Raw genomic sequence first — 23,423 nt, 5'->3', positions numbered from 1 at the left:
TACAGATAAGCGTTTGGGCGCTCCCACACATACGAGCTGAATGAGTTTTATATGACAAAGCAAAAAATGAGCAGTGAAGAAGTCGTCGCCGTGGCAACCGCCGCACTGGAAGACGTCAAGGGCGCAGACATTCTGTCCATCGATGTCCGTGACAAGACCAGCATCGCCGACTACATGCTGATCTGCACCGGTACGTCCAATCGCCAGCTGAATGCACTGGTAGACAGTGTGCGCGAGAAGGTCAAGGCTGCCGGCCTCATGCCGCTGAGCGAAGAAGGCAAGGGCGACAGCGACTGGGTCCTGCTGGACCTGGGCGACGTTATCGTTCACGTGATGACTGCCGCTGCACGCCAGTTCTATGACCTGGAACGTCTGTGGCAGGGTGCCGAGCAAAGCCGCGCTGCCAGCGCTGCGCACCATACTCCGGGTAACGAATAAGGCATTATCGTGCGTTTGCGTCTGATCGCCGTTGGTTCGCGCATGCCCAAGTGGGTGGAAGAAGGTTGGCATGAGTATGCCAAGCGGATGCCGTCCGAGCTTGCGCTTGAACTGGTGGAAATTCCGCTCAATACCCGTGGCAAGAACGCCGACGTTGCGCGCTTTATCCGTCAGGAAGGCGAAGCGATGCTGGCGAAGGTGCAGCCGGGCGAGCGCATTGTCACGCTGGAAGTGCAGGGCAAACCGTGGAGCACCGAACAGCTGGCGGTCGAACTCGATCGCTGGCGTCTGGATGCACGCACGGTCAATCTGATGGTGGGCGGTCCCGAGGGGCTTGCGCCGGAAGTCTGTGCGCGCAGCGAGCAACGCTGGTCGCTGTCGCCGCTGACCTTGCCGCATCCGCTGGTGCGTATCCTGATCGGTGAGCAGATGTATCGCGCCTGGACAGTTCTGTCCGGGCACCCTTATCACAAGTAGCATCGTTTTTACTGTGAATACGGCCTAAATGTCTCAACCGATCCGCCTCAAAGACCATGAGAAAGACGCACGCCTGGTGCGCGGCAGGGTCGTGTTCGGTGCTGTGGCGGTCGTGTTGCTGGTGTGCGTGCTGATCGCCCGACTGTATTTTCTGCAGGTCATTCAGTACGACTACCACTCGACGCTTTCGGAAAACAATCGGGTTCACGTTCAGCCGATTCCGCCCAGCCGGGGCTTGATCTATGACCGCAACGGCGTCGTGGTGGCGGACAACCGGCCCAGTTTCAGTCTTTCGGTTACGCGTGAGCGTTCCGGCGACTGGTCCGCAGTGCTGGACACCATCGTCGAGATACTGCAGCTCACGCCTGACGACCGGATCATTTTCGAAAAACGCATGAAGCAGGGGCGGCGTCCGTTTGAGCCCGTTCCCATTCTGTTCGAGCTGACGGAAGAGCAGATTGCCCTGATTGCGGTCAATCAGTTCCGCCTGCCGGGCGTCGAGGTCGTGGCGCAACTGGTCCGGCATTATCCGCAGGGGCCGCATTTCGCGCATTCGGTCGGCTACATGGGCCGCATCAACGAGAAAGAGCTCAAAAGCCTCGATCCGGTCAATTACAGCGGCACCCACCATATCGGCAAGACCGGCATCGAGCGTTTCTACGAGCCCGAGCTTCATGGTCAGGTCGGTTACGAGGAAGTCGAAACCAACGCCCGCGGCCGCGTGTTGCGGGTGCTCAAGCGTACCGATCCGATTCCCGGCAAGGACATTGTCCTGAGCCTGGACATCAATCTGCAGGAAGCGGCCGAGGCTGCGCTGGGCGGGCGTCGTGGCGCCGTTGTGGCGCTGGACCCGAAAACCGGTGAAGTGCTGGCGATGGTCAGCGCACCCAGCTTCGACCCGAACCTGTTCGTGACCGGCATCAGCTTCAAGGCCTACGCCGAGTTGCGCGATTCCATCGACCGGCCGCTGTTCAACCGGATCCTGCGCGGGCTCTATCCACCGGGTTCGACCATCAAGCCTGCGGTCGCCATTGCCGGTCTTGATGCAGGTGTCGTGACACCAGGATCGCGGGTGTTCGATCCGGGTTTCTATCAACTGCCCAATTACGACCACAAATACCGTAACTGGAACCGTACCGGTGACGGCTGGGTCGATCTGGACACCGCGATCATGCGCTCCAACGACACCTATTTTTACGACCTGGCTCACAAGCTGGGCATCGATCGGCTTTCCACGTACATGAACAAGTTCGGCATCGGCCAGAAAGTCTCCCTGGACATGTTCGAAGAATCCCCAGGCCTGATGCCGTCCCGTGACTGGAAGCGAGCCACTCGCCGTCAGGCCTGGTTCCCCGGCGAAACCCTGATTCTCGGTATCGGCCAGGGCTACATGCAGGCCACGCCGCTGCAACTGGCACAGGCCACTGCGCTGGTGGCCAACAAGGGCGTGTGGAACCGGCCGCATCTGGCCAGAACCATCGAAGGCAAACCGCCGGTGGACGAGAACCCGATGCCTGACATCATCCTGCGCGACCCGGCCAACTGGGGCCGGGTCAACCACGGCATGCAGGAAGTGATGCACGGCGCGCGCGGTACCGCACGCAAGGCGGCTATCGGTGCGCAATACCGCATCGCCGGCAAGAGCGGTACGGCGCAGGTCGTTGCGATCAAGCAGGGCGAGAAGTACGACCGCACCAAGGTTCAGGAGCGGCATCGTGACCACGCCCTGTTCGTCGGCTTTGCGCCCGCCGACAATCCGAAAATCGTCGTCGCAGTGATGGTGGAGAACGGCGAGTCCGGCTCCGGCGTGGCGGCACCTGTTGTTCGTCAGGTGATGGATGCCTGGCTGCTCGACGAGAACGGCCAGCTCAAGCCTGAGTACGCCGATTCCATGAATCTGGAGGCTGCGGCCCGTGAAGAGTAATTTTGACCGCATCCTGTCCAGCGAAGATGTGATGCGCCGCCGCGCCACTTTTTTGCAGCGCATTCACATCGACGGTCCGTTGCTGATTCTGCTGCTGACGCTGGCGGCGGGCAGCCTGTTCGTTCTGTATTCGGCGAGCGGCAAGAACTGGGACCTGCTGATCAAGCAGGCCAGCTCGTTCGGCATCGGTCTGGTGGCCATGGTCATCATCGCCCAACTGGAACCCAGGTTCATGGCCCGCTGGGTGCCGGTCCTGTACGTGATTGGCGTGCTGTTGCTGGTGGTGGTGGACGTCATGGGGCACAACGCCATGGGCGCGACGCGCTGGATCAACATTCCGGGCGTCATCCGTTTCCAGCCTTCCGAATTCCTCAAAATCATCATGCCGGCGACCATTGCCTGGTACTTGTCCAAGCGGACATTGCCGCCGCACCTCAAGCATGTGGTGGTGAGCCTGGCGCTGGTCGGCGTGCCGTTTATTCTGATCGTACGCCAGCCGGACCTCGGGACTTCGTTGCTCATTCTGGCATCGGGTGCCTTCGTGCTGTTCATGGCCGGTTTGCGCTGGCGCTGGATCATCAGCGTACTGGCGGCAGCTGTGCCGGCGGCCGTGGCGATGTGGTTTTTCTTCATGCACGACTATCAGAAGCAGCGCGTCCTGACCTTCCTCGACCCGGAAAGCGACCCGCTGGGCACCGGCTGGAACATCATCCAGTCCAAGGCGGCCATCGGTTCTGGCGGCGTATTCGGCAAGGGTTGGCTGCTGGGCACCCAGTCGCATCTGGACTTCCTGCCGGAAAGCCACACCGACTTCATCATCGCGGTACTGGGCGAGGAGTTCGGTCTGGTGGGCATCTGTGCGCTGCTGATCATCTATATGCTGCTGATCGGTCGCGGGCTGGTGATTACCGCCCAGGCGCAGACATTATTCGGAAAGTTGCTCGCAGGGGCGCTGACCATGACGTTTTTTGTTTACGTTTTCGTCAACATCGGTATGGTCAGTGGCCTGCTGCCGGTTGTAGGTGTCCCGCTGCCCTTCATTAGTTACGGCGGAACTTCGCTCGTGACCCTACTGTCAGCGTTTGGGGTTTTGATGTCGATCCATACGCATCGTAAATGGATCGCTCAGGTTTGATTAAGGTGAACAACTCAATGCAAGCAATGCGTAACTGGGCTCGATATGCTCCGGTGGTCGGCCTGGTGGGCATCCTTGGATCGGTGCAGGAAACCATTGCCGGGGATTACGATGGCTCGCCTCAAGTGGCCGAATTTGTCGGCGAGATGACCCGTGATCACGGTTTTGCCGGCGAGCAACTGATGGGATTGTTCCGGGAGGTCGAGCGCAAGCAGGCCATCCTCGATGCCATTTCCCGTCCTGCCGAGCGCGTCAAACAGTGGAAAGACTACCGCCCGATGTTCATCACCGACACGCGCATTGCCCGCGGTGTCGATTTCTGGCGTCAGCATGAGGCCGCCCTGGCGCGTGCCGAGCAGGAATACGGCGTTCCGGCACAGATCATCGTGTCGATCATCGGCGTTGAAACCTTCTTCGGTCGCAACACCGGCAATTACCGTGTGATCGATGCACTGTCGACGCTGGGTTTCGACTATCCGCCTCGTGCGCCGTTCTTTCGCAAGGAACTGAGAGAGTTTCTGCTGCTGGCGCGTGAACAGCAGGTCGATCCGTTGACGCTGAAGGGGTCATACGCCGGTGCCATGGGCCTGCCGCAATTCATGCCGAGCAGCTTCCGCGCCTACGCCGTGGATTTCGACGGCGACGGCCACATCAATATCTGGACCGATCCTGACGATGCCATTGGCAGTGTGGCCAGCTACTTCAAGCGCCACGGCTGGGTGGGCGGACAGCAGGTCGTCAGCCGTGCAGATGCTCGTGGTGATCGCGTTGACGAGGGATTGAGCCCTGGCCTCGATCCGGTCATGTCTGTCGGGGAGTTGCGAGGGCTGGGCTGGGCGAGTCATGATGCGCTGCGCGACGACATGCCGGTGACAGCGTTTCGCCTCGACGGCGACAATGGTCCCGAATACTGGATGGGTTTGAACAATTTTTATGCAATCACCCGTTATAACCGCAGTGTGATGTACGCCATGGCCGTGTATCAGCTGTCTGAATCGTTGGTTCAAGCTCGAGGCGTCAAGTAATGCGGGCATTGCCGATTCGTACATCATTGAAATTACTGGCGTTCTCAGGGCTGGCCCTGTTGGTCGCCAGTTGCTCGTCTCCATCGCGTACCACGCAGCAGTCGCCCAAGGGCGGCGCGGTGGTGCGCTCGATGCCGGGTCTGGACATCAACCGTGCCCACAAGGACGGCGCGCCGTGGTGGGACGTGGATGTTTCACGCATCCCGGACGCGACGCCGACCCTGCACACCGGTCCCTACAAGGCCAACCCTTATACCGTGCTGGGCAAGACCTACTTTCCGATGAGCGAGTCCAAGCGCTACGTGGCTTCGGGTACGGCGTCCTGGTATGGCACCAAGTTTCATGGCCAGAACACCGCCAATGGCGAGGTTTACGACCTTTACGGCATGAGCGCGGCGCACAAGACGCTGCCACTGCCCAGTTACGTCAAAGTGACCAACCTGGACAACAACCGCACGGTGATTCTGCGGGTCAACGACCGTGGTCCGTTCTATTCGGATCGAATCATCGACCTGTCCTATGCGGCCGCCAAGAAGCTGGGTTACGCCGAAAGCGGTACCGCGCGGGTCAAGGTCGAAGGCATCGATCCGCAGGAGTGGTGGGCACAGCGCGGCCGTCCTGCGCCGCTGATGCTCAATCAGCCGCAAGTGGTGGCACAGGCGACACCGCCTGCGTTGAGTACTTCCACCGGAACGGTCGAGCAGTACACACCGCCACCTCAGCAACACGCTGCTCCCGTCGTGCCTGTACAGGTTGACGCAAAAAAAAACGATTCAGGACAAGCCGCTGGGCTATTTCTCCAGGTCGGAGCCTTCGCGAATCCGGACGCTGCGGAGCTCCTGAGGTCGAAGCTGAGCGGGATGGTTCGAGCGCCGGTTTTCGTGAGTTCGATAGCACGCAATCAGCAGACGCTTTATCGCGTCAGGATGGGACCCGTCGGCACGCCGGGTGAAGCCCAGCAGTTGCAGGACAGCGTTCGGTCGGCCAACCTCGGTCAGCCGAGCGTGGTGACATCGGACCAGTAACGGATTTTATGACAGTCGCCCTCCGGCAGTAGTGGAGGGCGAGCTGCAGTTGCAGGCTTCTCGCCTTTGCCTCTTGGCAGGCGATGCAGGCAACTGCCCACGAGGTCGTGTGTCGAACAGACGACTTTGTCAGCCAGGGTTACAGCCTGGCGCCACGAGCCGTACCGAAGTGTTTTCGCTTCGCCGGTCTGTTCAGCTTTGCCCGCAAGGGCATGTTTGCCCATTAGCATTTTCGAGAGACGGATGAACATCACCACCTTTGCAAAACGTTTGTGCCTGCTTGTACCCCTGATAATCACCCCGGCTGCCTGGGCCGCAGAACAGATGACACCGGCCGCGCCGCAACTGGCCGCCAAGTCGTATGTGCTGATGGATGCCACCAGTGGCAACGTCCTGGTCGAGAACAATGGCGATCAGCGTCTGGCGCCTGCGAGCCTGACCAAGCTGATGACAGCGTACATCGCGACCCTGGAAATCCGTCGTGGCCAGATCGGTGAAAACGATCCGGTGACCATCAGTGAAAACGCCTGGCGCACAGGCGGTTCGCGGATGTTCATCAAGGTGGGCAGCCAGGTGACCGTCAGCGATCTGCTGCACGGCATCATCATTCAGTCGGGTAACGACGCCAGCGTTGCGATCTCCGAGCACATCGCCGGTAGCGAAGACGCGTTCGCCGACATGATGAACAAGACGGCTGGCGATCTGGGCATGACCAACAGCCACTTCATGAACCCGACAGGTCTGCCGAACCCTGATCACTACTCGTCGGCTCACGACATGGCCAAGCTGGCCCGTGCGATCATCCATGAAGATCCGGCTCACTACGCGATCTACTCGCAGAAAGAGTTCTTCTGGAACGGCATCAAGCAGCCTAACCGCAACCTGCTGCTGTGGCGCGACAAGACCGTTGACGGTCTGAAAACCGGCCACACCGAAGAGGCCGGCTACTGCATGGTGTCTTCCGCCGTTCGCGACGGCATGCGTCTGATTGCCGTGGTATTCGGTACCAACAGCGAGCAGGCTCGTGCCGCCGAGACCCAGAAGCTGCTGACCTACGGTTTCCGCTTCTTCGAAACCCAGAACTTCTACCAGAAGGGCACCGAGCTGGCCCAGGCTCCGGTCTGGAAAGGTACGGTTCGTCAGGTCAAGGCCGGTCTGGCTGAAGATCTGAGCATGACCATGCCAAAAGGCGACATGAAGAAACTGTCTGCCAGCATGACGATGAACCCGCAACTGGTTGCGCCAATCGCCAAGGGCGACGTGATCGGCAAGGTTGAAGTGAAGATGGAAGACAAGGTGGTTCACACCGCTAATCTGATTGCGCTGGAACCTGTCGAGGAAGGTGGCATTTTCCGCCGCGTGTGGGATAGCATCCGCCTGTTCTTCTACGGCTTGTTCAACTGACCTTATTAGTAATCAATGCCGACCTTCTCGCGGCCTGCTCATGATCTGAGCGGGCCGCGTGTCCGTCGTCACGGCTTGTGAGACCTTTACTGCCATGACAGATACCGACGTCAAGTCGCACAAAATCGAATTCCCCTGCGCTGACTACCCGATCAAGGTGATCGGCGACACCAGCGTCGGCTTCACCGATGCCGTGATCGAGGTTTTGAGCCGACATGCCAAGATCGACATCAAGACGCTCGCCGAGCGTCAGAGCAGCAACGGCAAGTACACCACCGTACAACTGCATATCGTCGCCACGGGCGAAGACCAGTTGCGCGATATCAATAGTGCTCTGCGCGCTACGGGTGTCGTGCACATGGTGCTCTGATGGGTGACGCTCTGGGCTTTCGTGATCTGGGGCTGATCGATTACGAAACCGCCTGGCACGCCATGCAGCGCTTCACCGATGGCCGCGGCAAAGACGCGGCGGACGAAGTCTGGCTGGTGCAGCATCCTCCTGTTTTTACCCAGGGACAGTCCGGCAAGGCGGAGCATTTGCTGTTGCCGGGCAATATTCCTGTCGTACAGGTCGATCGTGGCGGCCAAGTGACTTATCATGGCCCCGGTCAACTGGTGGCGTACCTGATGCTGGATGTCAGGCGTCTCGGTTTCGGCGTGCGCGATCTGGTCACCCGGATCGAAAACACGCTCATCGCCCTGCTGGACAGTTACGGGGTGACGGCAGCCGCCAAGGCGGATGCACCGGGCGTATACGTGGATGGCGCAAAGATCGCATCGCTGGGTTTGCGCATTCGCAACGGTTGCTCGTTTCATGGTCTGGCGCTGAACGTCGACATGGACCTTGAGCCGTTCCGCCGGATCAACCCCTGTGGCTACGCCGGGCTGGCAATGACCCAGCTGAGCGATCACGCAGAGCAGATAGAATTTTCCGAGGTAAGTGCCCGACTGCGCGCGCAGCTCGTCAGACACCTCGACTACGCTGAGCAGGCGACCCTAACGGGCGGAATAAACGAATATGACTGACACCGTGCAAACCCTGATCCCGGCGCTCGACGTATCCGAGCGTGTGGCCCGTCCGAAAGTCGAAGCCGGCGTCAAGCTGCGCGGCGCGGAGAAGGTTGCGCGCATTCCGGTGAAGATCATTCCAACGGTCGATCTGCCGAAAAAGCCTGACTGGATCCGTGTACGTATTCCGGTTTCACCGGAAGTCGACCGCATCAAGCAACTGCTGCGCAAGCACAAGCTGCACAGCGTCTGCGAAGAGGCGTCCTGCCCGAACCTGGGCGAGTGCTTCTCCGGCGGCACCGCGACCTTCATGATCATGGGCGACATCTGCACCCGTCGCTGTCCGTTCTGCGACGTCGGCCATGGTCGTCCCAAGGCGCTGGATACCGATGAGCCGATGAACCTGGCTGTCGCGATTGCCGACTTGCGTTTGAAGTATGTCGTGATCACCTCGGTTGACCGTGATGACCTGCGTGACGGCGGTGCCCAGCACTTTGCCGACTGCATCCGCGAAATCCGCAAGCTTTCGCCGGGCGTGCAGCTCGAAACGCTGGTGCCGGACTACCGCGGTCGTATGGACGTTGCGCTGGAAATCACGGCTGCCGAGCCACCGGATGTGTTCAACCACAACCTGGAAACCGTGCCGCGCCTGTACAAGGCTGCGCGTCCGGGTTCGGATTACCAGTGGTCGCTGACACTGCTGCAACGCTTCAAGCAGATGGTCCCGCACGTGCCGACCAAGTCCGGCCTGATGCTGGGTTTGGGCGAGACCGACGAGGAAGTCATCGAAGTCATGCAGCGCATGCGCGAGCATGACATCGACATGCTGACCCTGGGTCAGTACCTGCAGCCTTCGCGTAACCACCTGCCGGTCCAACGCTTCGTGCACCCGGACGTGTTCGCCTGGTTCGCCGAAGAAGGCTACAAGATGGGCTTCAAGAACGTAGCATCGGGCCCGCTGGTTCGTTCTTCGTACCACGCCGATGAGCAAGCCAAGATCGCCAAAGCGATGCTCTGACGATACGCGGCAAGACAAAAAGGGCCAGGTAGTGATACCTGGCCTTTTTTTATCTCTGGATTATTGAGCTGGCCTGCGATCCCGGACGCGGAGCGTCCTGAGAGGCATTCCCACGCGGAGCACTCATCGTTATACACAAGTCCGCAAGACGCGCAAAATGGGGGGCAAAACGAGAGTGACTGACTGAATGCATACCCCGTGGGAGGCGGCTTGCCGGCGATGGCGCCAGTTCAGTCACTGATAGGTCGCTTCAGAAAAAGCATCACCGGCAAGCCGCCTCTTATCAAACAACCTGTAAACCACTGAAGAAAATGGATTTTGTGGGAGCGGACCGGGCGGCGTTCCGTTTGTCCGCGAAGGGGTGGTGCGGCCGATGAAGGTTCAGCGACTGAAATGCAGCATTCGCGGACAAGTCCGCTCCCACGACGCCCGGTGTTTGCTGCGCGACAGCGCTACGTCGAAGACGTTGTGGCGCCTCCCACAGTCCGTGGTCGCAGCAAGACTCGGGTGTAACGCTGAGCACAAGCATGGGCATGATCGGCTTGCTTGAGATCACGCTGATCGTTCCTACGCTCTGCGTGGGAATGCCGCTCAGGACGCTCTGCGTCCGCTCTTGAATGTGGCGCAGATGCGTGGACAAGCTCCAGCGTTATCCACGTCATGCGATCGGCTCACTGAGTCTTCAGTCTGTGCCATTTGTGACGCGGAGCGTCACGGGATGCATGCCCACGCGGAGCGATGGGCGCGATCAGTGTGGAGGCGGATTTGTGTATAACAATGAGCGGAGCATGGGAACGATCAGTGTCGGGAAGGTGATCGTGCCCACGCTCTGCGTCACATTCTCACGGCTTGCGCAGGTTGTTCAGCAGTTCATGCGTCGGGTAGCCATCGGCGGGCCAGCCGAAGGATTGCTGTGCGCTGCGGATGGCCTTGCGCGTATTGGCGCCGATGATGCCGTCTGGCGCGCCTGCGTCGTATTGGCGGGCAGAGAGCAGGGTTTGCAGCTCGATGCGCTCAGAGCGGCTCAGCGGCACGTCTCCACGCGGCCAACTGCCCACGACATAGCCTGCGCCCTTGAATCGATCAGAAAGCAGACTGATCGCCAGCGCGTAGGACGTCGAGTTGTTGTACTTGAGGATCGCGCGGAAGTTATCCAGCACCAGGAACGCCGGGCCGCGATAACCGGCTGGCAACAGCAGCGCTGCCTGTTGCTGACTGGCCGCGACCGGAATCGCCGAGCCGTCAGGTTGTTTCAGGCCCAATTGCTGCCATTCGGCCAGGCTCTTGCGAGTCGTCGAGTCGGCCAGTGCATAGTCGAAGCCTGAACTCAGAACGACCTCAAAGCCCCACGGCTGACCGCGCTGCCAGCCGGAGCTTTGCAGGTAATGCGCAGTGGAGGCGAGGGCATCGGCTGGCGTGTTCCAGATGTCGCGGCGGCCGTCGCCATCGAAGTCAACGGCGTGGGTGTTGTAGGTCGTCGGAATGAACTGGGTCTGGCCCATCGCGCCAGCCCAGGAGCCCAGCATTCTGTCTGGTGTGATGTCGCCATGCTGAAGGATTTCCAGTGCGGCGAGCAATTGGCTCTGCGCAAAGCCCGGACGGCGGCCTTCGTAGGCCAGCGTTGCCAGTGAGCGGATGACTGACTGCGAACCCTGGAACTGCCCGAAGTTACTCTCCATGCCCCACACCGCGACCAGAGCCTGACGGTCCACACCGTACTGCTGCTCGATCTTCTGCAGATCATCAGCGTATTGCGAGAGCAGTGCCTGACCTTTACGCACACGAGCGGCAGAAATCGCACCATCCAGATATTCCCACACCGGACGGCTGAACTCGGGCTGGCTGCGATCGGCCTTGACGACACTCATGTCCGGCGTGACCCCGGCAAAGGCCTGATCAAAGACGTCGGCGCGAATCCCGGCTTTCAGGGCCTGAGCGCGAAAACCTGCCTGCCATTCGGCGAAGCTGACGGCGGGCTGAATGGTCAGGGAGTCATCGACAACCAGTGCGGGTGTTGGCGCAACGGCCGGAGCGGCGGTCTGGGCTTTGGCGGCTTGGAGAGGCGTGGCATCGGCTGCAGTGGGTTTTTCTGCGCAGGCTACCAATGCGATAAGGCTGGAGGCGGCGATGAGTTGGCGCAACTGCGGGCGATGGGTAAAACAAGAAGGCATGCTTGAGTCCAAGGGTATTACCGTTAGGTGCAGACCATAACACGGCCAAGCATCCAAAAGCGCCCCGGAGATGTTGCTTGATATCAGGCCGCTATAACGGAAGAAGCCTCCCAGCTTTTAGGCTGGAAGGCTTCGCGGCGGTAGCTGCCTTTGCCCTTGGCGGGTTGTTCCTGTCGGCTGCGGAACAACGGTTGGGCGATGATGGATTTGGCCTTGTTTGGCCGCTTTGGCTTGCTCATGGCAGGGTGCTCCTTGGGAAGGGTGTTGCGATGTGCCGGGAATGATCGGACAGGGTAGGGCATGTGTCCAATAGAACTCTGCTATGGCCGTATTGGCGCAACCCTGTCATTACCCAAGCGCTTGCAATACCTCGTCCACACTCCACAGCACCCGATCCACTGCTGGCAATTCGGGCCGTTTCAGGATCAGCACCGGCAAGCCGCGTTCGCGCGCGATGTCGAGCTTGGGCTCGGTGGAGCCGCTGCCGCTGTTCTTGCTGATCAGTACGTCGATGCGGCGTCGCTCGAACAGCTGTCGTTCGTCCTCCAGATGGAAGGGACCGCGTGCGCCGATGACGTCGCAGCGTTCGTTGCCGGGGTAGCTGTCCAGTGCGCGAAGGGTCCAGAACTGATGCTCGGGGATTTCTTCCAGATGCTGCAGCGGCTCGCGACCCAGGGTGAAGAAGGGGCGTTCGAACGGCGCCAGCGCCGCGACCAGTTCCGGCCAGTCAGCCACTTCCCGCCAGTCATCACCGGGGCCGGCTGTCCAGGCGGTGCGGCGAAAGGCCCAGCAGGGAATGCCCGCGCTTTTCGCCGCGAGCGCAGCGTTGTGGCTGATTTGTGCTGCGTAAGGGTGTGTGGCGTCCAGCAAAAGGTCGACGTTCTGCTCGCGAATGTACTGCGCCATGCCTTCGGCGCCGCCATAACCACCGACTTTCAGTTTGCACTTCAGATCCGTCGGCACCCGGCCAACGCCCGCCAGACTGTAAATATGCTCTGGCCCCAGGGTTCGGGCGATGGCCAGGGCTTCGGTGATGCCACCCAACAACAGAATGCGTTTCATACGGTTTCTCCACGTGACGCAACGCCCGCCTGCCCGACGATCCCGCCCTGGCGGTCAATGGCAAACACCTCGACCTGCACGCTGGCGGGCACCACGCTGCGGACGAAATTCAGGGCGTGCTGGCAGACGGCGTCACCCAGCGGCACACCGACCGCAGCACTCATCGCCAGGGCCTGCTGACTCGTGTTGGCGTCGCGTATCTGCTGTTGCAACGCAGCATCGGCCCCGACATCTGCCGCCCAACGTGCAAGCTGTGGCAGGTCGATGCTGGAATGACGGCTGTGCAGGTCCATGTGCCCGGCGGCGAGTTTGCTGATCTTGCCGAAGCCGCCGCACAGGCTGAGTCGGGTCACAGGCACCTTGCGCAGATGCTTGAGTACTGCGCCGACGAAGTCGCCCATTTCGATCAGGGCGATGTCTGGAATGTTGTAGACCCGGCGCATGGTGTCTTCGCTGGCATTGCCGGTGCAGGCGGCGATGTGCACGTAGCCGTTGGTGAACGCCACATCGATGCCTTGATGAATCGAGGCGATATAGGCCGCGCAGGAGAACGGCCGGACAATGCCGCTGGTGCCCAGAATCGACAACCCGCCAAGAATTCCCAGGCGCGGGTTCATGGTCTTGAGCGCCAGTGCTTCACCACCCTCGACCCCGATCGTGACCTCGAATCCCCCTTCATAGCTCAGCGATTCGGCCAGATGCATCAGATGCTCGGTCATCATGCGACGTGGCACAGGATTGATGGCGGGCTCACCCACACCCAGCACCAGACCGGGGCGGGTCACCGTGCCCACGCCTGCGCCCGCGATGAAGCGCACGCCGGGCTCGGAATCGAGCCTGACACGGGCGAATACCAGCGCGCCGTGGGTGACATCAGGATCGTCGCCTGCATCCTTCAGCGTGCCCGCTTCGGCGTAATCATCCACACAGCGGCAGAACTCCAGACGCATCTGCACCTGCTTGCCCTTGGGCAGCACGATCTCCACCGCATCGTTCACCTGTCCGCTGAGCAGCAACCTGGCCGCAGCGAGGCTGGTCGCGGTCGCGCAGCTCCCCGTGGTCAGGCCGCTGCGCAGCGGTGCGGGTTGTTCGGCGGTCTCGTCGCGCATCAGGACTTGACCACATCCAGCAGGGTGATCGGCAGGGCCTGACGCCAGGTATCGAACTCGCCCAATGGCTGCGCGTGGGCAACGTGGATGCGGGTCAGTTCGCCACCGTAACGCTCGCGCCAGGCCATCAATGCTGTTTCGCTTTGCAGCGTGACCGCATTGGCGACCAGCCTGCCGCCAGAACGCAGTTGCTCCCAACAGGCGTCCAGCACGCCGGTACGGGTCACGCCGCCGCCGATGAAGATCGCGTCCGGCCGTTCAAGGCCGCTCAGGGCCTGAGGCGCCGTACCGCGCACCAACTGCAGGCCGGGCACGCCGAGCGCATCGCGATTGAATTCGATCAGTTGCTGGCGTCCTTCGTCAGCCTCGATGGCCAGCGTGCGACAGGTCGGGTGGGCACGCATCCACTCGATGCCTATCGAGCCGCAACCGGCGCCGACATCCCACAACAGTTCGCCCGGCACCGGGGCCAGACGCGCCAGTGTGATTGCCCTGACGTCACGCTTGGTCAACTGGCCGTCATGCTCGAACGCGCTGTCCGGCAAGCCCGCCAGCGTCGTCAGGCGCGTGGCGCTGGCATCGGCGCGGCAGTCGATGGCGACCAGATTCAACGCCGCAATGTCAGGGTTGCCCCATTCTCCGGCCAGTCCGTCGACACGTCGTTCGGCGTCGCCGCCCAGGTGCTCCAGCACAGTCATTTGGCTGGGGCCGAAACCGCGCTCACGCAACAAACCGGCAATGATCGCCGGGCTGCTGCCGTCGTTGCTCAATACCAGCAGGCGCACGCCGTGATGAATATGGGCATTGAGCGCGGCGACCGGACGGGCAACCACCGACAGCGTGACGACCTCCTGCAACGGCCAGCCCAGCCGCGCTGCGGCCAGTGAATAGGAAGAGGGGGCTGGCAGGACGCGCATCTCATCGATGGCGACGACACGACTCAGGCTGGCGCCAACGCCGAACAGCATCGGATCACCGCTGGCCAGCACGCAGACTTCGGCGCCGCGCTGTTCCAGAACGGGATTGAGCGAAAAAGGACTCGGCCATGTACGACGTTCCGCGCGGATGCAGGGCGGCAGCAAGGCCAGCTGGCGCGGCCCGCCGAACACCTGATCGGCGTGCAGCAGAGCATGCCGGGCGTTCCTGCCCAGGCCTTTGTAACCGTCTTCTCCGATTCCCACGACTGTCAGCCAAGGCGACATGCACACCCCTCAATCCGAACTTCCGACAGAGCGCCTTTTCATGCCTGCGGACAAAGCAGGCATAATACCGCGCCCGACGGGGTACAAGTGCTCTAATCCACGTACGGCTCCAGCCGGTTCCTGCCAGGTGATCCCTTGAACGAGCAGAAGTACGCTCGCACATCCAGCGCAACGCTACGCCCCTCGGCCTGTCCGGGGTTGCTGCGTATCGTCCCGGCGCTGGACGGTGGCATCTGCCGGATCAAACTGCCCGGCGGGGTGCTGCTGGCTCCACAGGCGCAGGCTGTGGCTCACGCGGCGCGGACTTATGCACAGGGCGTGATCGAAGCCACCAACCGCTCCAACCTGCAGATTCGTGGGGTAGGCGATGACCACGATGGGCTGATCCGTGTCCTCATGGACGCAGGTCTTGGCCCGGACAATCCCGACAGCGACGATGTGCGCAACCTGATGCTCAGCCCGGTGGCCGGCCTGGACGCGCAGAGTCTGTTCGATGCCCGGCCGCTGGCAGCGCAGATTCTCGCGGCGCTGGAAACGCATCCGCGCTTCCACGAGCTGTCGCCCAAGTTCGCGATTTCGCTGGACGCTGGCGAAGCGCTGGTGATGCTGGAGCATCCACATGACCTGTGGCTTTCGGCGCTGAAACATGGCGACCAGGTGATGCTGGCGTTCGGACTGGCAGGCTGTCCGGCTCGTGACAAGCCTTTGGCTGCAGTGTCTCTGGTCCATGGTCAGGCACTGGTCGTGGGGTTGCTGGAGCTGTTTCTCGATCTGGCGCGGCCGGAGCACACCCGCATGCGCCACCTGCTGGCCGAGGTATCGACCGACGAAATCCTCAGCCGGCTTTCGGCGCGTTTGAACGTCGCCTTGCGCGTCGAGCCCGGGATTACAGACTGGCAACGTCCTGCCATCCAGCCAGATCGTCATATCGGGATTTATCCACAGGCCGATGCAGGCTTGGTCGCGCTGGGCGCTGCCGTACCGCTGGGACGTCTCGATGCCGGGATGCTCTCGGCTGTCGCGCAACTGGCCATGGAGCAGGGCGACGGCTCTTTGCGTCTGACGCCCTGGCAAAGCCTGATGCTGCCCAACGTTCCGGTCGAACGAGGGCCTGATGTGCTCGATGCGTTGCAGGCTGCCGGCCTGATCGGCTCGGTCGAGGAGCCGCTGGCGCACATTGTTGCCTGCACAGGTTCTGCCGGGTGTGCCAAGGGACTGGCCGACACCAAGGCTGACGCCCGATTGCTGGCCGCCAGCTTGCATGAAAGCCAGGCGGTGCACCTCACGGGTTGCCGACGTTCCTGCGCGGCGGCACATGTGGCACCCGTGACCCTGCTGGCCGTCTCGCCCGGCCGCTATGACCTTTATTTTCGCGACGCAGCCCATGCCGGTTTCGGTGTGCTGCGCGCGCGTGACCTCACTATTGAAGCAGTCGGTGCGTTGTTGAACGCCGACTCACGGAGCAGCATGCATGATTGATTACATCCGCGATGGTCAGGAGATTTATCGCAACTCCTTCTCGATCATTCGCGCTGAAGCGCGCCTGGACACGATCCCTGCCGACCTGGAAAAACTCGCCGTGCGCGTTATCCACGCCTGCGGAATGGTCGAAGTCATCGAAGACCTGCGCTTCTCGCCGGGCGCAGGCAAGGCCGGGCGTGATGCGCTGGCGGCGGGCGCACCGATCCTGTGTGATGCGCGCATGGTGTCCGAGGGCATCACCCGCACGCGTCTGCCGGCCAATAACGAAATCATCTGCACGCTGCACGACGAAGGCGTACGCGAGATGGCGCTGGAATTGGGCAACACCCGTTCCGCCGTGGCGCTGGAACTGTGGCGTCCGCACCTGGAAGGCAGTGTGGTGGTGATCGGTAACGCACCGACGGCGCTGTTCTATCTGCTGGAAATGCTCGATGCCGGTGCGCCCAAGCCTGCGCTGATCCTCGGTTTCCCGGTTGGCTTCGTCGGCGCCGCCGAGTCCAAGGCCATGCTCGCCGCTGACAGCCGTGGCGTGCCGTTCGTGATCATGCAGGGCCGTCGTGGCGGCAGCGCCATGGCTGTGGCCGCCGTCAACGCACTGGCCACGGAGATCGAATGATGCAGGCACGCGGTCGATTGATTGGCCTGGGTGTCGGCCCCGGCGACCCGGAACTGATTACCGTGAAGGCCCTACGCCTGCTGCGCGAGTCGCCAGTGGTCGCGTATTTCGTGGCCAAGGGCAAGAAAGGCAACGCGTTCGGCATCATCGAAGCACACCTGCAGGATGTGCAGACGCTGATGCCGCTGGTCTACCCGGTCACCACCGAAGCGTTGCCTGCGCCGTTGTCGTACGAAAAAGTCATCAGTGACTTCTATGACGTGTCGAGCCAACAGGTCGCTGCACATCTGGATGCCGGCCGGGACGTGGCGGTAATCTGCGAAGGCGACCCGTTCTTCTACGGCTCCTACATGTACCTGCACGACCGCCTGGCCGAGCGTTACGAAGCTGAGGTGATTCCAGGCGTCTGCTCGATGCTGGGCGGCGCTTCGGTGCTGGGTGCGCCGTTGGTGTATCGCAATCAGAGCCTGTCGGTGCTGTCTGGCGTGCTCTCCCATGAAGACCTGAAACGCAAGCTGGCCGATGCCGACGCGGCGGTGATCATGAAGCTGGGTCGCAACTTCCATAAGGTGCGAGAAGTGCTGACCGAACTGGGCATGCACGGACGTGCGCTTTACGTCGAGCGGGCCACCATGGCCAATCAGAAGATCGTGCCGCTGGATCAGGTCGATCCGATGTCCTCGCCCTATTTCTCGTTGATCATTGTTCCCGGCGACAGGTGGCAAGGCTGATGGCGCACAACATTCCCGCCATCGTCATTCTCGGCAACGGCAGCCTTGCGACCGCACGGCGTATCCAGCGTCTGTATCCCGGTGCAGTGATTCACGGTCTGGCTGAACGAGTACAGGGCGCTGATAGCACCTACACCGAATTCGGCGCCACCGTGCGTCAGTTGTATCAGCAGAACACCCCGATCATTGCGCTGTGCGCGGCGGGCATCGTGATTCGTACCCTGGCGTCGCTGTTGCTGGAGAAGGGCGTCGAGCCGCCGGTGCTGGCCGTGGCTGAAGATGGCAGCGCGGTGGTGCCGCTGCTCGGCGGGCTGGGCGGCGTCAACGTCATGGCCCGCACGATTGCCGCAGGCCTCGCGGTCAATCCGGCGATCACCACCAGTGGTGAACTGCGATTCGGCACCTGTCTGCTCAATCCGCCGAGTGGCTATGCGTTGGGCGACCTGGAACTGGGCAAGCGCTTCGTGTCCGATCTGCTGTCCGGCGAACAGGTACGTATCGAAGGTGACGCGCCCTGGCTGGCTCAGGCGCAACTGCCTGAAGACCCGCAGGCGGAATTGTCGATCCACATTGGCTCCGGTCTGCGTGAACCGTCGGCCAACGAACTGCTGATCTATCCGCGCAACGTGCTTGTGGCGGTGGACGAGTGCTCGCCTGAACTGGCGTCTCGGGTTCGCCAGGCCCTGCGTGACGGCCGCATCGCCGAACAGTCTCTGGCCTGCCTGCTGGCGGATGAGCACCACATGGCCAATGCGCTGCTGCATCAGGCTGCCGTAGAGCTGGACGTGCCGGTGCGTTTTGTCAGTGCAGGCTCGCCCAGTGAGATGGCGATGAGTGCGGTCCCGCAATTACTGCCACCTGTGAGCACTTCGGGCCTGGCTATCTCGGTCGCGGCTCAGCCGCTGGACGTGAGCTGCATCGGTCGTGGCCGCGGGCGTCTTGCTGTGATCGGCCTGGGGCCGGGCGCGGCAGACCTGATGGTGCCCGCAGTCAAGGCTGAGCTGGCAAGGGCCAACGATGTGCTGGGCTATGAGACCTACGTGCGCATGGCCGGACCGTTTCGTGCGGATCAGGTGCTGCACTGCACCGATAACCGCGAAGAGATGATGCGGGCACGCCATGCGTTCGAGCTGGCGGCACAAGGTCGCTCGGTGGTGGTGGTGTCGTCGGGCGACCCTGGTGTGTTCGCCATGGCCTCGGCCGTACTCGAAGCGCTGCATGAGTCCGACAATCCGCAGTGGCGGGCTGTCGAGCTGGAAATCCTGCCCGGCGTCTCTGCCTCGCTGGCAACCGCCGCTCAGGCCGGTGCGCCGTTGGGGCATGACTTCTGCGTACTCTCGCTGTCGGACAATCTCAAGCCGTGGGACGTCATCGAAAAGCGTCTGGACCTGGCCTCTCAGGCGGACCTTGCGCTGGCGTTCTATAACCCGATTTCCCGCTCGCGGCCCTGGCAACTGGGCCGGGCGCTGGAGATCGTGCGTCAGCACCGCACACCTGAAACGCCAGTCACGCTGGGCCGAGACATTGGCCGTCCGGGTCAGACCCTGCGGATCATCACGCTGGGCGAGTTGACGCCGGAGCAGGTGGACATGCGCACGATGGTGCTGATCGGCTCGTCTCTGACCTGTACCTTTCCTCGCAATGAGGGCGGTCTGTGGGTCTACACGCCACGCTGGTATGGCGCCAAACCTGAGAAATGATGCGGCTGACGGTCGGCGTTCTTCCATATGGAGGTGGGAAAACGCCGAAGCTCACTCACGAGAGCACTGTGATCTCGACCGGGTTTTGACCCCCGGTCTGAGTGAATTTATTCCGTTAGGGCGGCGGGCGCTGTAGCCGGTTTCCCTCGGCTTCTTATGAAAGTTCATGAACCCCCATGTCTTCTGGGGCGTGATCAGCTTCGCTGATATTCAGATTTTCCTTTATCGGGCTGGACGCTTGCGCCTATGTGCGGGCGTTACAAAGTAAGCCATGCAAACGTTCCAGAGTGGTTTGGTTATTCTCGATTGCGTCCACAAGGACTTTCATGAATTAAAGGACTAATGAAATGAAGCACGAAGCAACCATGAATAACATCGATCAAATGGACTATGCCGGTCTGGCAAATTATGAGCTGGCTGACGCCTCGCGTTCGCTTGCCGAGCAGGTCGACGCGCAGGCTGCGCTCCCGACGGCCGCAAGCCTGTTGTCGGATCCTCAGGAAAGTGTAGAGGGTGCAGGTGCGGCTATAGCAGGCGGCACGCTTATCGCGTTCGCCGAGGGCGTATCGCGTCAGAATAAAGACGACGTGATGAACTCCCTGCTCTACGCCACCCTGGTTGCCAACGTCAAACACAACCCCGAATCCCAGAGTGACCAGTGGTACGCTCTGTTCAACACGGTACTTTCCAAGCTGGGTTGGCTCTCGACCCACTGGAGCTATGCGCGTTATCGCGCTACCCAGCAACGTTTCACCATGGATGAAGTCGGTCTTGAGATTCTGGGCTCGGCGATTGCCGCCGCAACACTGCCGGGGCCTGCATCGGTCGCCATGTTGAAAGTGGCCAAGGATGCCGTCACAGCCCTGAGCGCCAGGAAAGAGCCACTGCGTCTTTTCGAGCGCCAGACCAAGACACATCGTGGCGGTAACTTCCGTATCGCAGCCTGCACCGAGTCTGCCGATGGCGATGTCAGCCTGGCCATGGGCGCGGTTGCCTTCAGCAGCAACATCGATGTGACCAATGTGATGTTCTGGGAATGGCAGAATTCGGATGTCGAGACTTACAAGGGTGAAAACAGCCTGGTGTTCAATACTCGCGTCTATGCCAGCGTTCGCGATGTGGTTCAGAAGAAGCTTGATGAAAACGCCAGGAATGCACTGGAAGAGTTTGATATCTGATTCTTTGCCTGCGGAAGCCCTGGGCTTCCGCAACTTTTCAGAAGGAACTGAGAATGGAACAGGTATTTAAAGGACGTGTGGTCAATGCGGGCAGTCTGTTGTTCTTTCCCGAGTCGCTGGAGGTTGACCAGCAAAACGATATCCTGGATTCAATGTTGTATCTCCAATTGGCAGCTTCCAAAAAACATGACCGATTCAGTGATTTCGAGAGCTGGAAGGAGCTATGGCTTGCAGCTGCTCTGCGTTTTGGCTGGGCGCTGAAGGCGAGTGAGCATATAAGCGAGCCGCTGGTGGCTGGAACGTTGAATACGGTCTGGAGCCTTGCCGCTCAAGCCTTTTCCGCATCCGTTTCGAACTCGGCTCTGACTCGAGTCGAGGCGTTGATGCGGTTGGCGAACACGCAACCGTCGGCGCAGCCAGCGATAAAACTGCTGGCCAGTCAGGCCATCCACGTTGAGGATTCTCCGGCTGTCAGCCCTGACCCGTCTTGCAGGGCCAGGGCAGGTAAGAGCACCTTGGCATTTCAATTGGGCTTCGCCGCCGCTGATAACACTCTTGATATTGCACTGGTGCATTTCAAGACCCGCCAGCCCCTTATGGATGAATTTCTGTTCGAGCCGCTTGATCCCGGACAGGTCTGTGGGAATGTTGAAATGACCGCCTATTCGATGCGTCTGATGGATCAGATATATGCGCCGTTTCGCGACGTGTTTCATACCGCTCGGCAGAAGCAGGATCCCGTGCTGGTCATGTCGCTCGAGGAGGTGGTCGATGTCGCTCGACCATGACAGCATTTTATGTGGAAACAATCTGGTGTCGTTTGGGGACGGTATCGGCGCAGACCTGCGACAGGACATTCTAGACTGCCTGCTTTATGCGCAGTTTCTCGCCGATGACGAGACGTCGGTGCAACGCAACTGGAGGGGGTGGCTGGAGACCTACCGAGGGTCTGTGGATGATGCTGGAGCGCAACGTACCGCAATCATCGCCGATTCGACATTCATGATTCGTCGCCTTCGCGACTTGCGGCATGAGCCGTTTTTGAATGGATTCCCTTCTGCCGAGCTTCGTGAACTGTTCAGCTACTCATTCGATACGCTCATGAACAGCGGGCAAGCCAAGGCGTTCTTCAATTCATGGTTCAGCTCAGGACGAACCGAAAGCATCCAGGTGGTGCCCTGTGTCATGAGTGACGACGGTAAGGTCTCCATCATGCTGTGCGGCCTGCAAATGACCACCATGGCGTTCAGGAGAGGCTTTTTCCCGTGGGACGTACTCAATGGCGAGATGAGGGTCGACTGTGCCGGGGCTGCGTACCGGTTCAGCCGCGAGCTGTTTGATCCTGTGCGCTCACGTGTCCGGGATGAACTGGCCAGTCGTGCCAGGGAGGCGGTCATTCAGTTGTAGTGTGGATCACATCCCACGGAGGGGAGTCTCACAATGAGTGCTTACGAAAATAACGCGGCCTATCTGGGCAACATACCGAGTCTGGTGACGTTTCTGCCCGGCCTGTCTGTGCAGGAGCGTCTTGATCTTCAGGATGTGCTGCTGGACGCCCAGCTGTTCGCCGGAGCGCATCTGGACTTCGAGAAACAGTGGAGCAGCTGGATGCATTACTACCGCAGCAGGCTCGGCTTTCGTGGCGTGCATGCCCAGAGTCTGGTCATGGATGATTCGCTGCTGGTCAGCAGTGTGGCAGACTTGAGAAATGCGACGTTTGCCATCAGGGGCGTGGGTGATCACCAGTTGCTCGGGGATCTTGTCCGCCGCTCATTCGAGGCGGCGGGGATCTATCAGGCAGCAGGTGCCTATTTTCAATCGGGCTCTGGACGATCACGCCTTGGCAGTTTTCAGATCGTACCCTGCGCGAAAATGGGTAATGGGCAGATCGTGATGCTGCTCTGTGGTCTGCAATTGGTGGCGGACACTTATTCCGCCGGTGGGCGCAGGCTGGTGTTCTTTTTCAAGGGCGGAAGTTACACCTTTGACAGCCGGACCTACGCTGCGCATCGCGAAGATGTGATCCGTTATCTGGCTGGAAGAAGCAAAAGCCTGATTCGTTCGGTTCAGATCTGAACCGGCTCACGGCACCAGATAGCCCCGGACACCGGTAAAGATAATCTGCGCGGCCAGCGCACAGACGAAAAGCCCCATCAGCCGACTGACGATCTGCAGGCCCTGGTCGCCGAGGATTCGCTCGATACGGTTGGAGAGGTAAAGCACCACACCGACTGTGAGACTGGCCAGCGCAATGCTCAGAATGGCGGTGAGCTTGTCATCCCAGTGTGGCTGGCTCACGCCCATGACCAGCAGTGCGCCGATTGTGCCAGGGCCGACGGTGATCGGGATGGTCAGCGGAACGATGGTCACGTCCTGCTGGATGTTATCGGTCTGGACGGCGGACTTGCCCTGAGCCATGCCCAGCGCCGAGATGAACAGGACGCTGCCGGCGCCGATCCGGAATGCATCGACCGTGATGCCGAACACATCGAAAATCACCCGCCCGAACAGGTACAGCAGGACGCTTGAAACCAGCGTTGCAAGCGCGACTTTCCAGGCCAGGCGCTTCTGTTCCTTGCGCGAATGGCCACGGGTCAGGCTGATAAAGCAGGACAGGACGAAGAACGGGCTGTAAAGCACCAGCATCTTCAGGTAAACGCTGGACAACACATGGAGCATGGCATGGGCTCTTGGCGGCAGAGGGCGGGCGAGAGCAGT

24 protein-coding genes are annotated in these 23,423 nt (G+C 60.8%); 18 read left to right on the top strand and 6 right to left on the bottom strand.

Translation table 11 applies throughout. The features are described from left to right. The first annotated feature begins 51 nt into the window (after nt 1-51). The 10 genes from rsfS to lipA all read left to right on the top strand — a co-directional run bounded on the left by rsfS (nt 52) and on the right by lipA (nt 9,454). Complete coding sequence (gene rsfS / locus AC0IXS_RS10985) at nt 52-438, top strand: ribosome silencing factor (RefSeq protein ID WP_004885856.1); 387 nt, start codon at nt 52-54, stop codon at nt 436-438. 9 nt (nt 439-447) lie between these two features. After that, nucleotides 448-915, top strand: coding sequence for a 23S rRNA (pseudouridine(1915)-N(3))-methyltransferase RlmH (gene rlmH, locus AC0IXS_RS10980; RefSeq protein ID WP_003313894.1), 468 nt, complete (start codon nt 448-450; stop codon nt 913-915). 28 nt (nt 916-943) lie between these two features. After that, entirely contained in the window at nt 944-2,839 is a 1,896-nt protein-coding gene (mrdA, locus tag AC0IXS_RS10975; RefSeq protein ID WP_096767156.1) for a penicillin-binding protein 2, read from the top strand. 31 nt (nt 2,840-2,870) lie between these two features. Further along, entirely contained in the window at nt 2,871-3,974 is a 1,104-nt protein-coding gene (gene rodA / locus AC0IXS_RS10970; RefSeq protein ID WP_050562194.1) for a rod shape-determining protein RodA, read from the top strand. A 17-nt stretch (nt 3,975-3,991) separates the two neighbouring features. Continuing rightward, a complete protein-coding gene (mltB, locus tag AC0IXS_RS10965; RefSeq protein ID WP_057409432.1) occupies nt 3,992-4,999 on the top strand; it encodes a lytic murein transglycosylase B in 1,008 nt (335 codons plus the stop codon). Continuing rightward, a complete protein-coding gene (locus AC0IXS_RS10960) occupies nt 4,999-6,024 on the top strand; it encodes a septal ring lytic transglycosylase RlpA family protein (protein ID WP_004885844.1) in 1,026 nt (341 codons plus the stop codon). The genes mltB and AC0IXS_RS10960 overlap by 1 nt, the downstream gene beginning before the upstream one ends. A 243-nt stretch (nt 6,025-6,267) precedes the next feature. Further along, complete coding sequence (locus AC0IXS_RS10955; protein ID WP_122668920.1) at nt 6,268-7,428, top strand: D-alanyl-D-alanine carboxypeptidase family protein; 1,161 nt, start codon at nt 6,268-6,270, stop codon at nt 7,426-7,428. Nucleotides 7,429-7,522: 94 nt separating this feature from the next. Further along, entirely contained in the window at nt 7,523-7,798 is a 276-nt protein-coding gene (locus AC0IXS_RS10950) for a DUF493 domain-containing protein (protein WP_004885838.1), read from the top strand. Continuing rightward, entirely contained in the window at nt 7,798-8,454 is a 657-nt protein-coding gene (gene lipB, locus AC0IXS_RS10945; protein WP_057409434.1) for a lipoyl(octanoyl) transferase LipB, read from the top strand. The genes AC0IXS_RS10950 and lipB overlap by 1 nt, the downstream gene beginning before the upstream one ends. Continuing rightward, the gene (gene lipA / locus AC0IXS_RS10940) at nt 8,447-9,454 is read left to right on the top strand and encodes a lipoyl synthase (RefSeq protein ID WP_004885832.1); all 1,008 of its coding nucleotides are present in this window, start codon (nt 8,447-8,449) and stop codon (nt 9,452-9,454) included. Before lipB ends, lipA begins: the two co-directional genes overlap by 8 nt. A gap of 842 nt (nt 9,455-10,296) precedes the next feature. Here the strand turns inward: lipA and AC0IXS_RS10935 are convergent. From AC0IXS_RS10935 to AC0IXS_RS10915, 5 genes are all read right to left on the bottom strand, one after another. Next, the gene (locus tag AC0IXS_RS10935; protein ID WP_004885829.1) at nt 10,297-11,625 is read right to left on the bottom strand and encodes a lytic murein transglycosylase; all 1,329 of its coding nucleotides are present in this window, start codon (nt 11,623-11,625) and stop codon (nt 10,297-10,299) included. 83 nt (nt 11,626-11,708) lie between these two features. Further along, nucleotides 11,709-11,864, bottom strand: coding sequence for an alternative ribosome rescue factor ArfA (arfA, locus tag AC0IXS_RS10930; RefSeq protein WP_057409106.1), 156 nt, complete (start codon nt 11,862-11,864; stop codon nt 11,709-11,711). 109 nt (nt 11,865-11,973) lie between these two features. Then, nucleotides 11,974-12,687: a cobalt-precorrin-6A reductase gene (locus AC0IXS_RS10925; RefSeq protein WP_057409107.1), complete on the bottom strand. Its 714-nt coding sequence runs from the start codon at nt 12,685-12,687 to the stop codon at nt 11,974-11,976. After that, nucleotides 12,684-13,796, bottom strand: coding sequence for a cobalt-precorrin-5B (C(1))-methyltransferase (locus tag AC0IXS_RS10920; protein ID WP_471824604.1), 1,113 nt, complete (start codon nt 13,794-13,796; stop codon nt 12,684-12,686). The genes AC0IXS_RS10925 and AC0IXS_RS10920 overlap by 4 nt, the downstream gene beginning before the upstream one ends. Next, on the bottom strand, nt 13,796-14,998 hold the full coding sequence (locus AC0IXS_RS10915; RefSeq protein WP_057409109.1) for a bifunctional cobalt-precorrin-7 (C(5))-methyltransferase/cobalt-precorrin-6B (C(15))-methyltransferase: 1,203 nt from the start codon (nt 14,996-14,998) through the stop codon (nt 13,796-13,798). Before AC0IXS_RS10915 ends, AC0IXS_RS10920 begins: the two co-directional genes overlap by 1 nt. A gap of 135 nt (nt 14,999-15,133) precedes the next feature. On the opposite strand from AC0IXS_RS10915, the gene cobG reads away from it, so the two are divergent. The 8 genes from cobG (at nt 15,134) to AC0IXS_RS10875 (ending at nt 22,781) form a co-directional block, all read left to right on the top strand. Further along, complete coding sequence (cobG, locus tag AC0IXS_RS10910) at nt 15,134-16,477, top strand: precorrin-3B synthase (protein WP_081021734.1); 1,344 nt, start codon at nt 15,134-15,136, stop codon at nt 16,475-16,477. Then, complete coding sequence (locus tag AC0IXS_RS10905; protein ID WP_004885801.1) at nt 16,470-17,096, top strand: precorrin-8X methylmutase; 627 nt, start codon at nt 16,470-16,472, stop codon at nt 17,094-17,096. The genes cobG and AC0IXS_RS10905 overlap by 8 nt, the downstream gene beginning before the upstream one ends. After that, the gene (locus tag AC0IXS_RS10900) at nt 17,096-17,827 is read left to right on the top strand and encodes a precorrin-2 C(20)-methyltransferase (protein ID WP_057409127.1); all 732 of its coding nucleotides are present in this window, start codon (nt 17,096-17,098) and stop codon (nt 17,825-17,827) included. Before AC0IXS_RS10905 ends, AC0IXS_RS10900 begins: the two co-directional genes overlap by 1 nt. Next, on the top strand, nt 17,827-19,527 hold the full coding sequence (cobJ, locus tag AC0IXS_RS10895) for a precorrin-3B C(17)-methyltransferase (protein WP_471824601.1): 1,701 nt from the start codon (nt 17,827-17,829) through the stop codon (nt 19,525-19,527). Before AC0IXS_RS10900 ends, cobJ begins: the two co-directional genes overlap by 1 nt. A 347-nt stretch (nt 19,528-19,874) precedes the next feature. Further along, complete coding sequence (locus tag AC0IXS_RS10890) at nt 19,875-20,705, top strand: hypothetical protein (RefSeq protein WP_471824599.1); 831 nt, start codon at nt 19,875-19,877, stop codon at nt 20,703-20,705. 53 nt (nt 20,706-20,758) lie between these two features. Further along, nucleotides 20,759-21,493 carry a hypothetical protein gene (locus AC0IXS_RS10885; RefSeq protein WP_471824597.1) on the top strand — a complete coding sequence of 245 codons (735 nt, stop codon included), beginning with the start codon at nt 20,759-20,761 and terminating at the stop codon, nt 21,491-21,493. Continuing rightward, nucleotides 21,477-22,112: a hypothetical protein gene (locus AC0IXS_RS10880; protein WP_471824595.1), complete on the top strand. Its 636-nt coding sequence runs from the start codon at nt 21,477-21,479 to the stop codon at nt 22,110-22,112. The genes AC0IXS_RS10885 and AC0IXS_RS10880 overlap by 17 nt, the downstream gene beginning before the upstream one ends. 33 nt (nt 22,113-22,145) lie before the next feature. Continuing rightward, the gene (locus AC0IXS_RS10875) at nt 22,146-22,781 is read left to right on the top strand and encodes a hypothetical protein (RefSeq protein WP_471824594.1); all 636 of its coding nucleotides are present in this window, start codon (nt 22,146-22,148) and stop codon (nt 22,779-22,781) included. A 6-nt stretch (nt 22,782-22,787) separates the two neighbouring features. Here AC0IXS_RS10875 and AC0IXS_RS10870 read toward each other — a convergent pair whose 3' ends face one another. Further along, on the bottom strand, nt 22,788-23,384 hold the full coding sequence (locus AC0IXS_RS10870) for a MarC family protein (protein WP_122410530.1): 597 nt from the start codon (nt 23,382-23,384) through the stop codon (nt 22,788-22,790). Nucleotides 23,385-23,423: the final 39 nt, after the last annotated feature.

It is taken from the genome of Pseudomonas sp. AC016 (assembly GCF_979253365.1).
This window is presented reverse-complemented; position numbering and strand designations above follow the sequence as displayed.

Excerpts from the sequence above, each read along its gene's own strand:
- rsfS (WP_004885856.1), top strand. The coding sequence starts at position 52 with ATGACAAAGCAAAAAATGAGCAGTGAAGAAGTCGTCGCCGTGGCAACC.
- mrdA (WP_096767156.1), top strand. The coding sequence starts at position 944 with ATGTCTCAACCGATCCGCCTCAAAGACCATGAGAAAGACGCACGCCTG.
- rodA (WP_050562194.1), top strand. The coding sequence starts at position 2,871 with ATGCGCCGCCGCGCCACTTTTTTGCAGCGCATTCACATCGACGGTCCG.
- mltB (WP_057409432.1), top strand. The coding sequence starts at position 3,992 with ATGCAAGCAATGCGTAACTGGGCTCGATATGCTCCGGTGGTCGGCCTG.
- AC0IXS_RS10960 (WP_004885844.1), top strand. The coding sequence starts at position 4,999 with ATGCGGGCATTGCCGATTCGTACATCATTGAAATTACTGGCGTTCTCA.
- AC0IXS_RS10955 (WP_122668920.1), top strand. The coding sequence starts at position 6,268 with ATGAACATCACCACCTTTGCAAAACGTTTGTGCCTGCTTGTACCCCTG.
- AC0IXS_RS10950 (WP_004885838.1), top strand. The coding sequence starts at position 7,523 with ATGACAGATACCGACGTCAAGTCGCACAAAATCGAATTCCCCTGCGCT.
- lipB (WP_057409434.1), top strand. The coding sequence starts at position 7,798 with ATGGGTGACGCTCTGGGCTTTCGTGATCTGGGGCTGATCGATTACGAA.
- lipA (WP_004885832.1), top strand. The coding sequence starts at position 8,447 with ATGACTGACACCGTGCAAACCCTGATCCCGGCGCTCGACGTATCCGAG.
- AC0IXS_RS10935 (WP_004885829.1), bottom strand. The coding sequence starts at position 11,625 with ATGCCTTCTTGTTTTACCCATCGCCCGCAGTTGCGCCAACTCATCGCC.
- arfA (WP_057409106.1), bottom strand. The coding sequence starts at position 11,864 with ATGAGCAAGCCAAAGCGGCCAAACAAGGCCAAATCCATCATCGCCCAA.
- AC0IXS_RS10925 (WP_057409107.1), bottom strand. The coding sequence starts at position 12,687 with ATGAAACGCATTCTGTTGTTGGGTGGCATCACCGAAGCCCTGGCCATC.
- AC0IXS_RS10920 (WP_471824604.1), bottom strand. The coding sequence starts at position 13,796 with ATGCGCGACGAGACCGCCGAACAACCCGCACCGCTGCGCAGCGGCCTG.
- AC0IXS_RS10915 (WP_057409109.1), bottom strand. The coding sequence starts at position 14,998 with ATGTCGCCTTGGCTGACAGTCGTGGGAATCGGAGAAGACGGTTACAAA.
- AC0IXS_RS10905 (WP_004885801.1), top strand. The coding sequence starts at position 16,470 with ATGATTGATTACATCCGCGATGGTCAGGAGATTTATCGCAACTCCTTC.
- AC0IXS_RS10900 (WP_057409127.1), top strand. The coding sequence starts at position 17,096 with ATGCAGGCACGCGGTCGATTGATTGGCCTGGGTGTCGGCCCCGGCGAC.
- cobJ (WP_471824601.1), top strand. The coding sequence starts at position 17,827 with ATGGCGCACAACATTCCCGCCATCGTCATTCTCGGCAACGGCAGCCTT.
- AC0IXS_RS10890 (WP_471824599.1), top strand. The coding sequence starts at position 19,875 with ATGAAGCACGAAGCAACCATGAATAACATCGATCAAATGGACTATGCC.
- AC0IXS_RS10885 (WP_471824597.1), top strand. The coding sequence starts at position 20,759 with ATGGAACAGGTATTTAAAGGACGTGTGGTCAATGCGGGCAGTCTGTTG.
- AC0IXS_RS10880 (WP_471824595.1), top strand. The coding sequence starts at position 21,477 with ATGTCGCTCGACCATGACAGCATTTTATGTGGAAACAATCTGGTGTCG.
- AC0IXS_RS10875 (WP_471824594.1), top strand. The coding sequence starts at position 22,146 with ATGAGTGCTTACGAAAATAACGCGGCCTATCTGGGCAACATACCGAGT.
- AC0IXS_RS10870 (WP_122410530.1), bottom strand. The coding sequence starts at position 23,384 with ATGCTCCATGTGTTGTCCAGCGTTTACCTGAAGATGCTGGTGCTTTAC.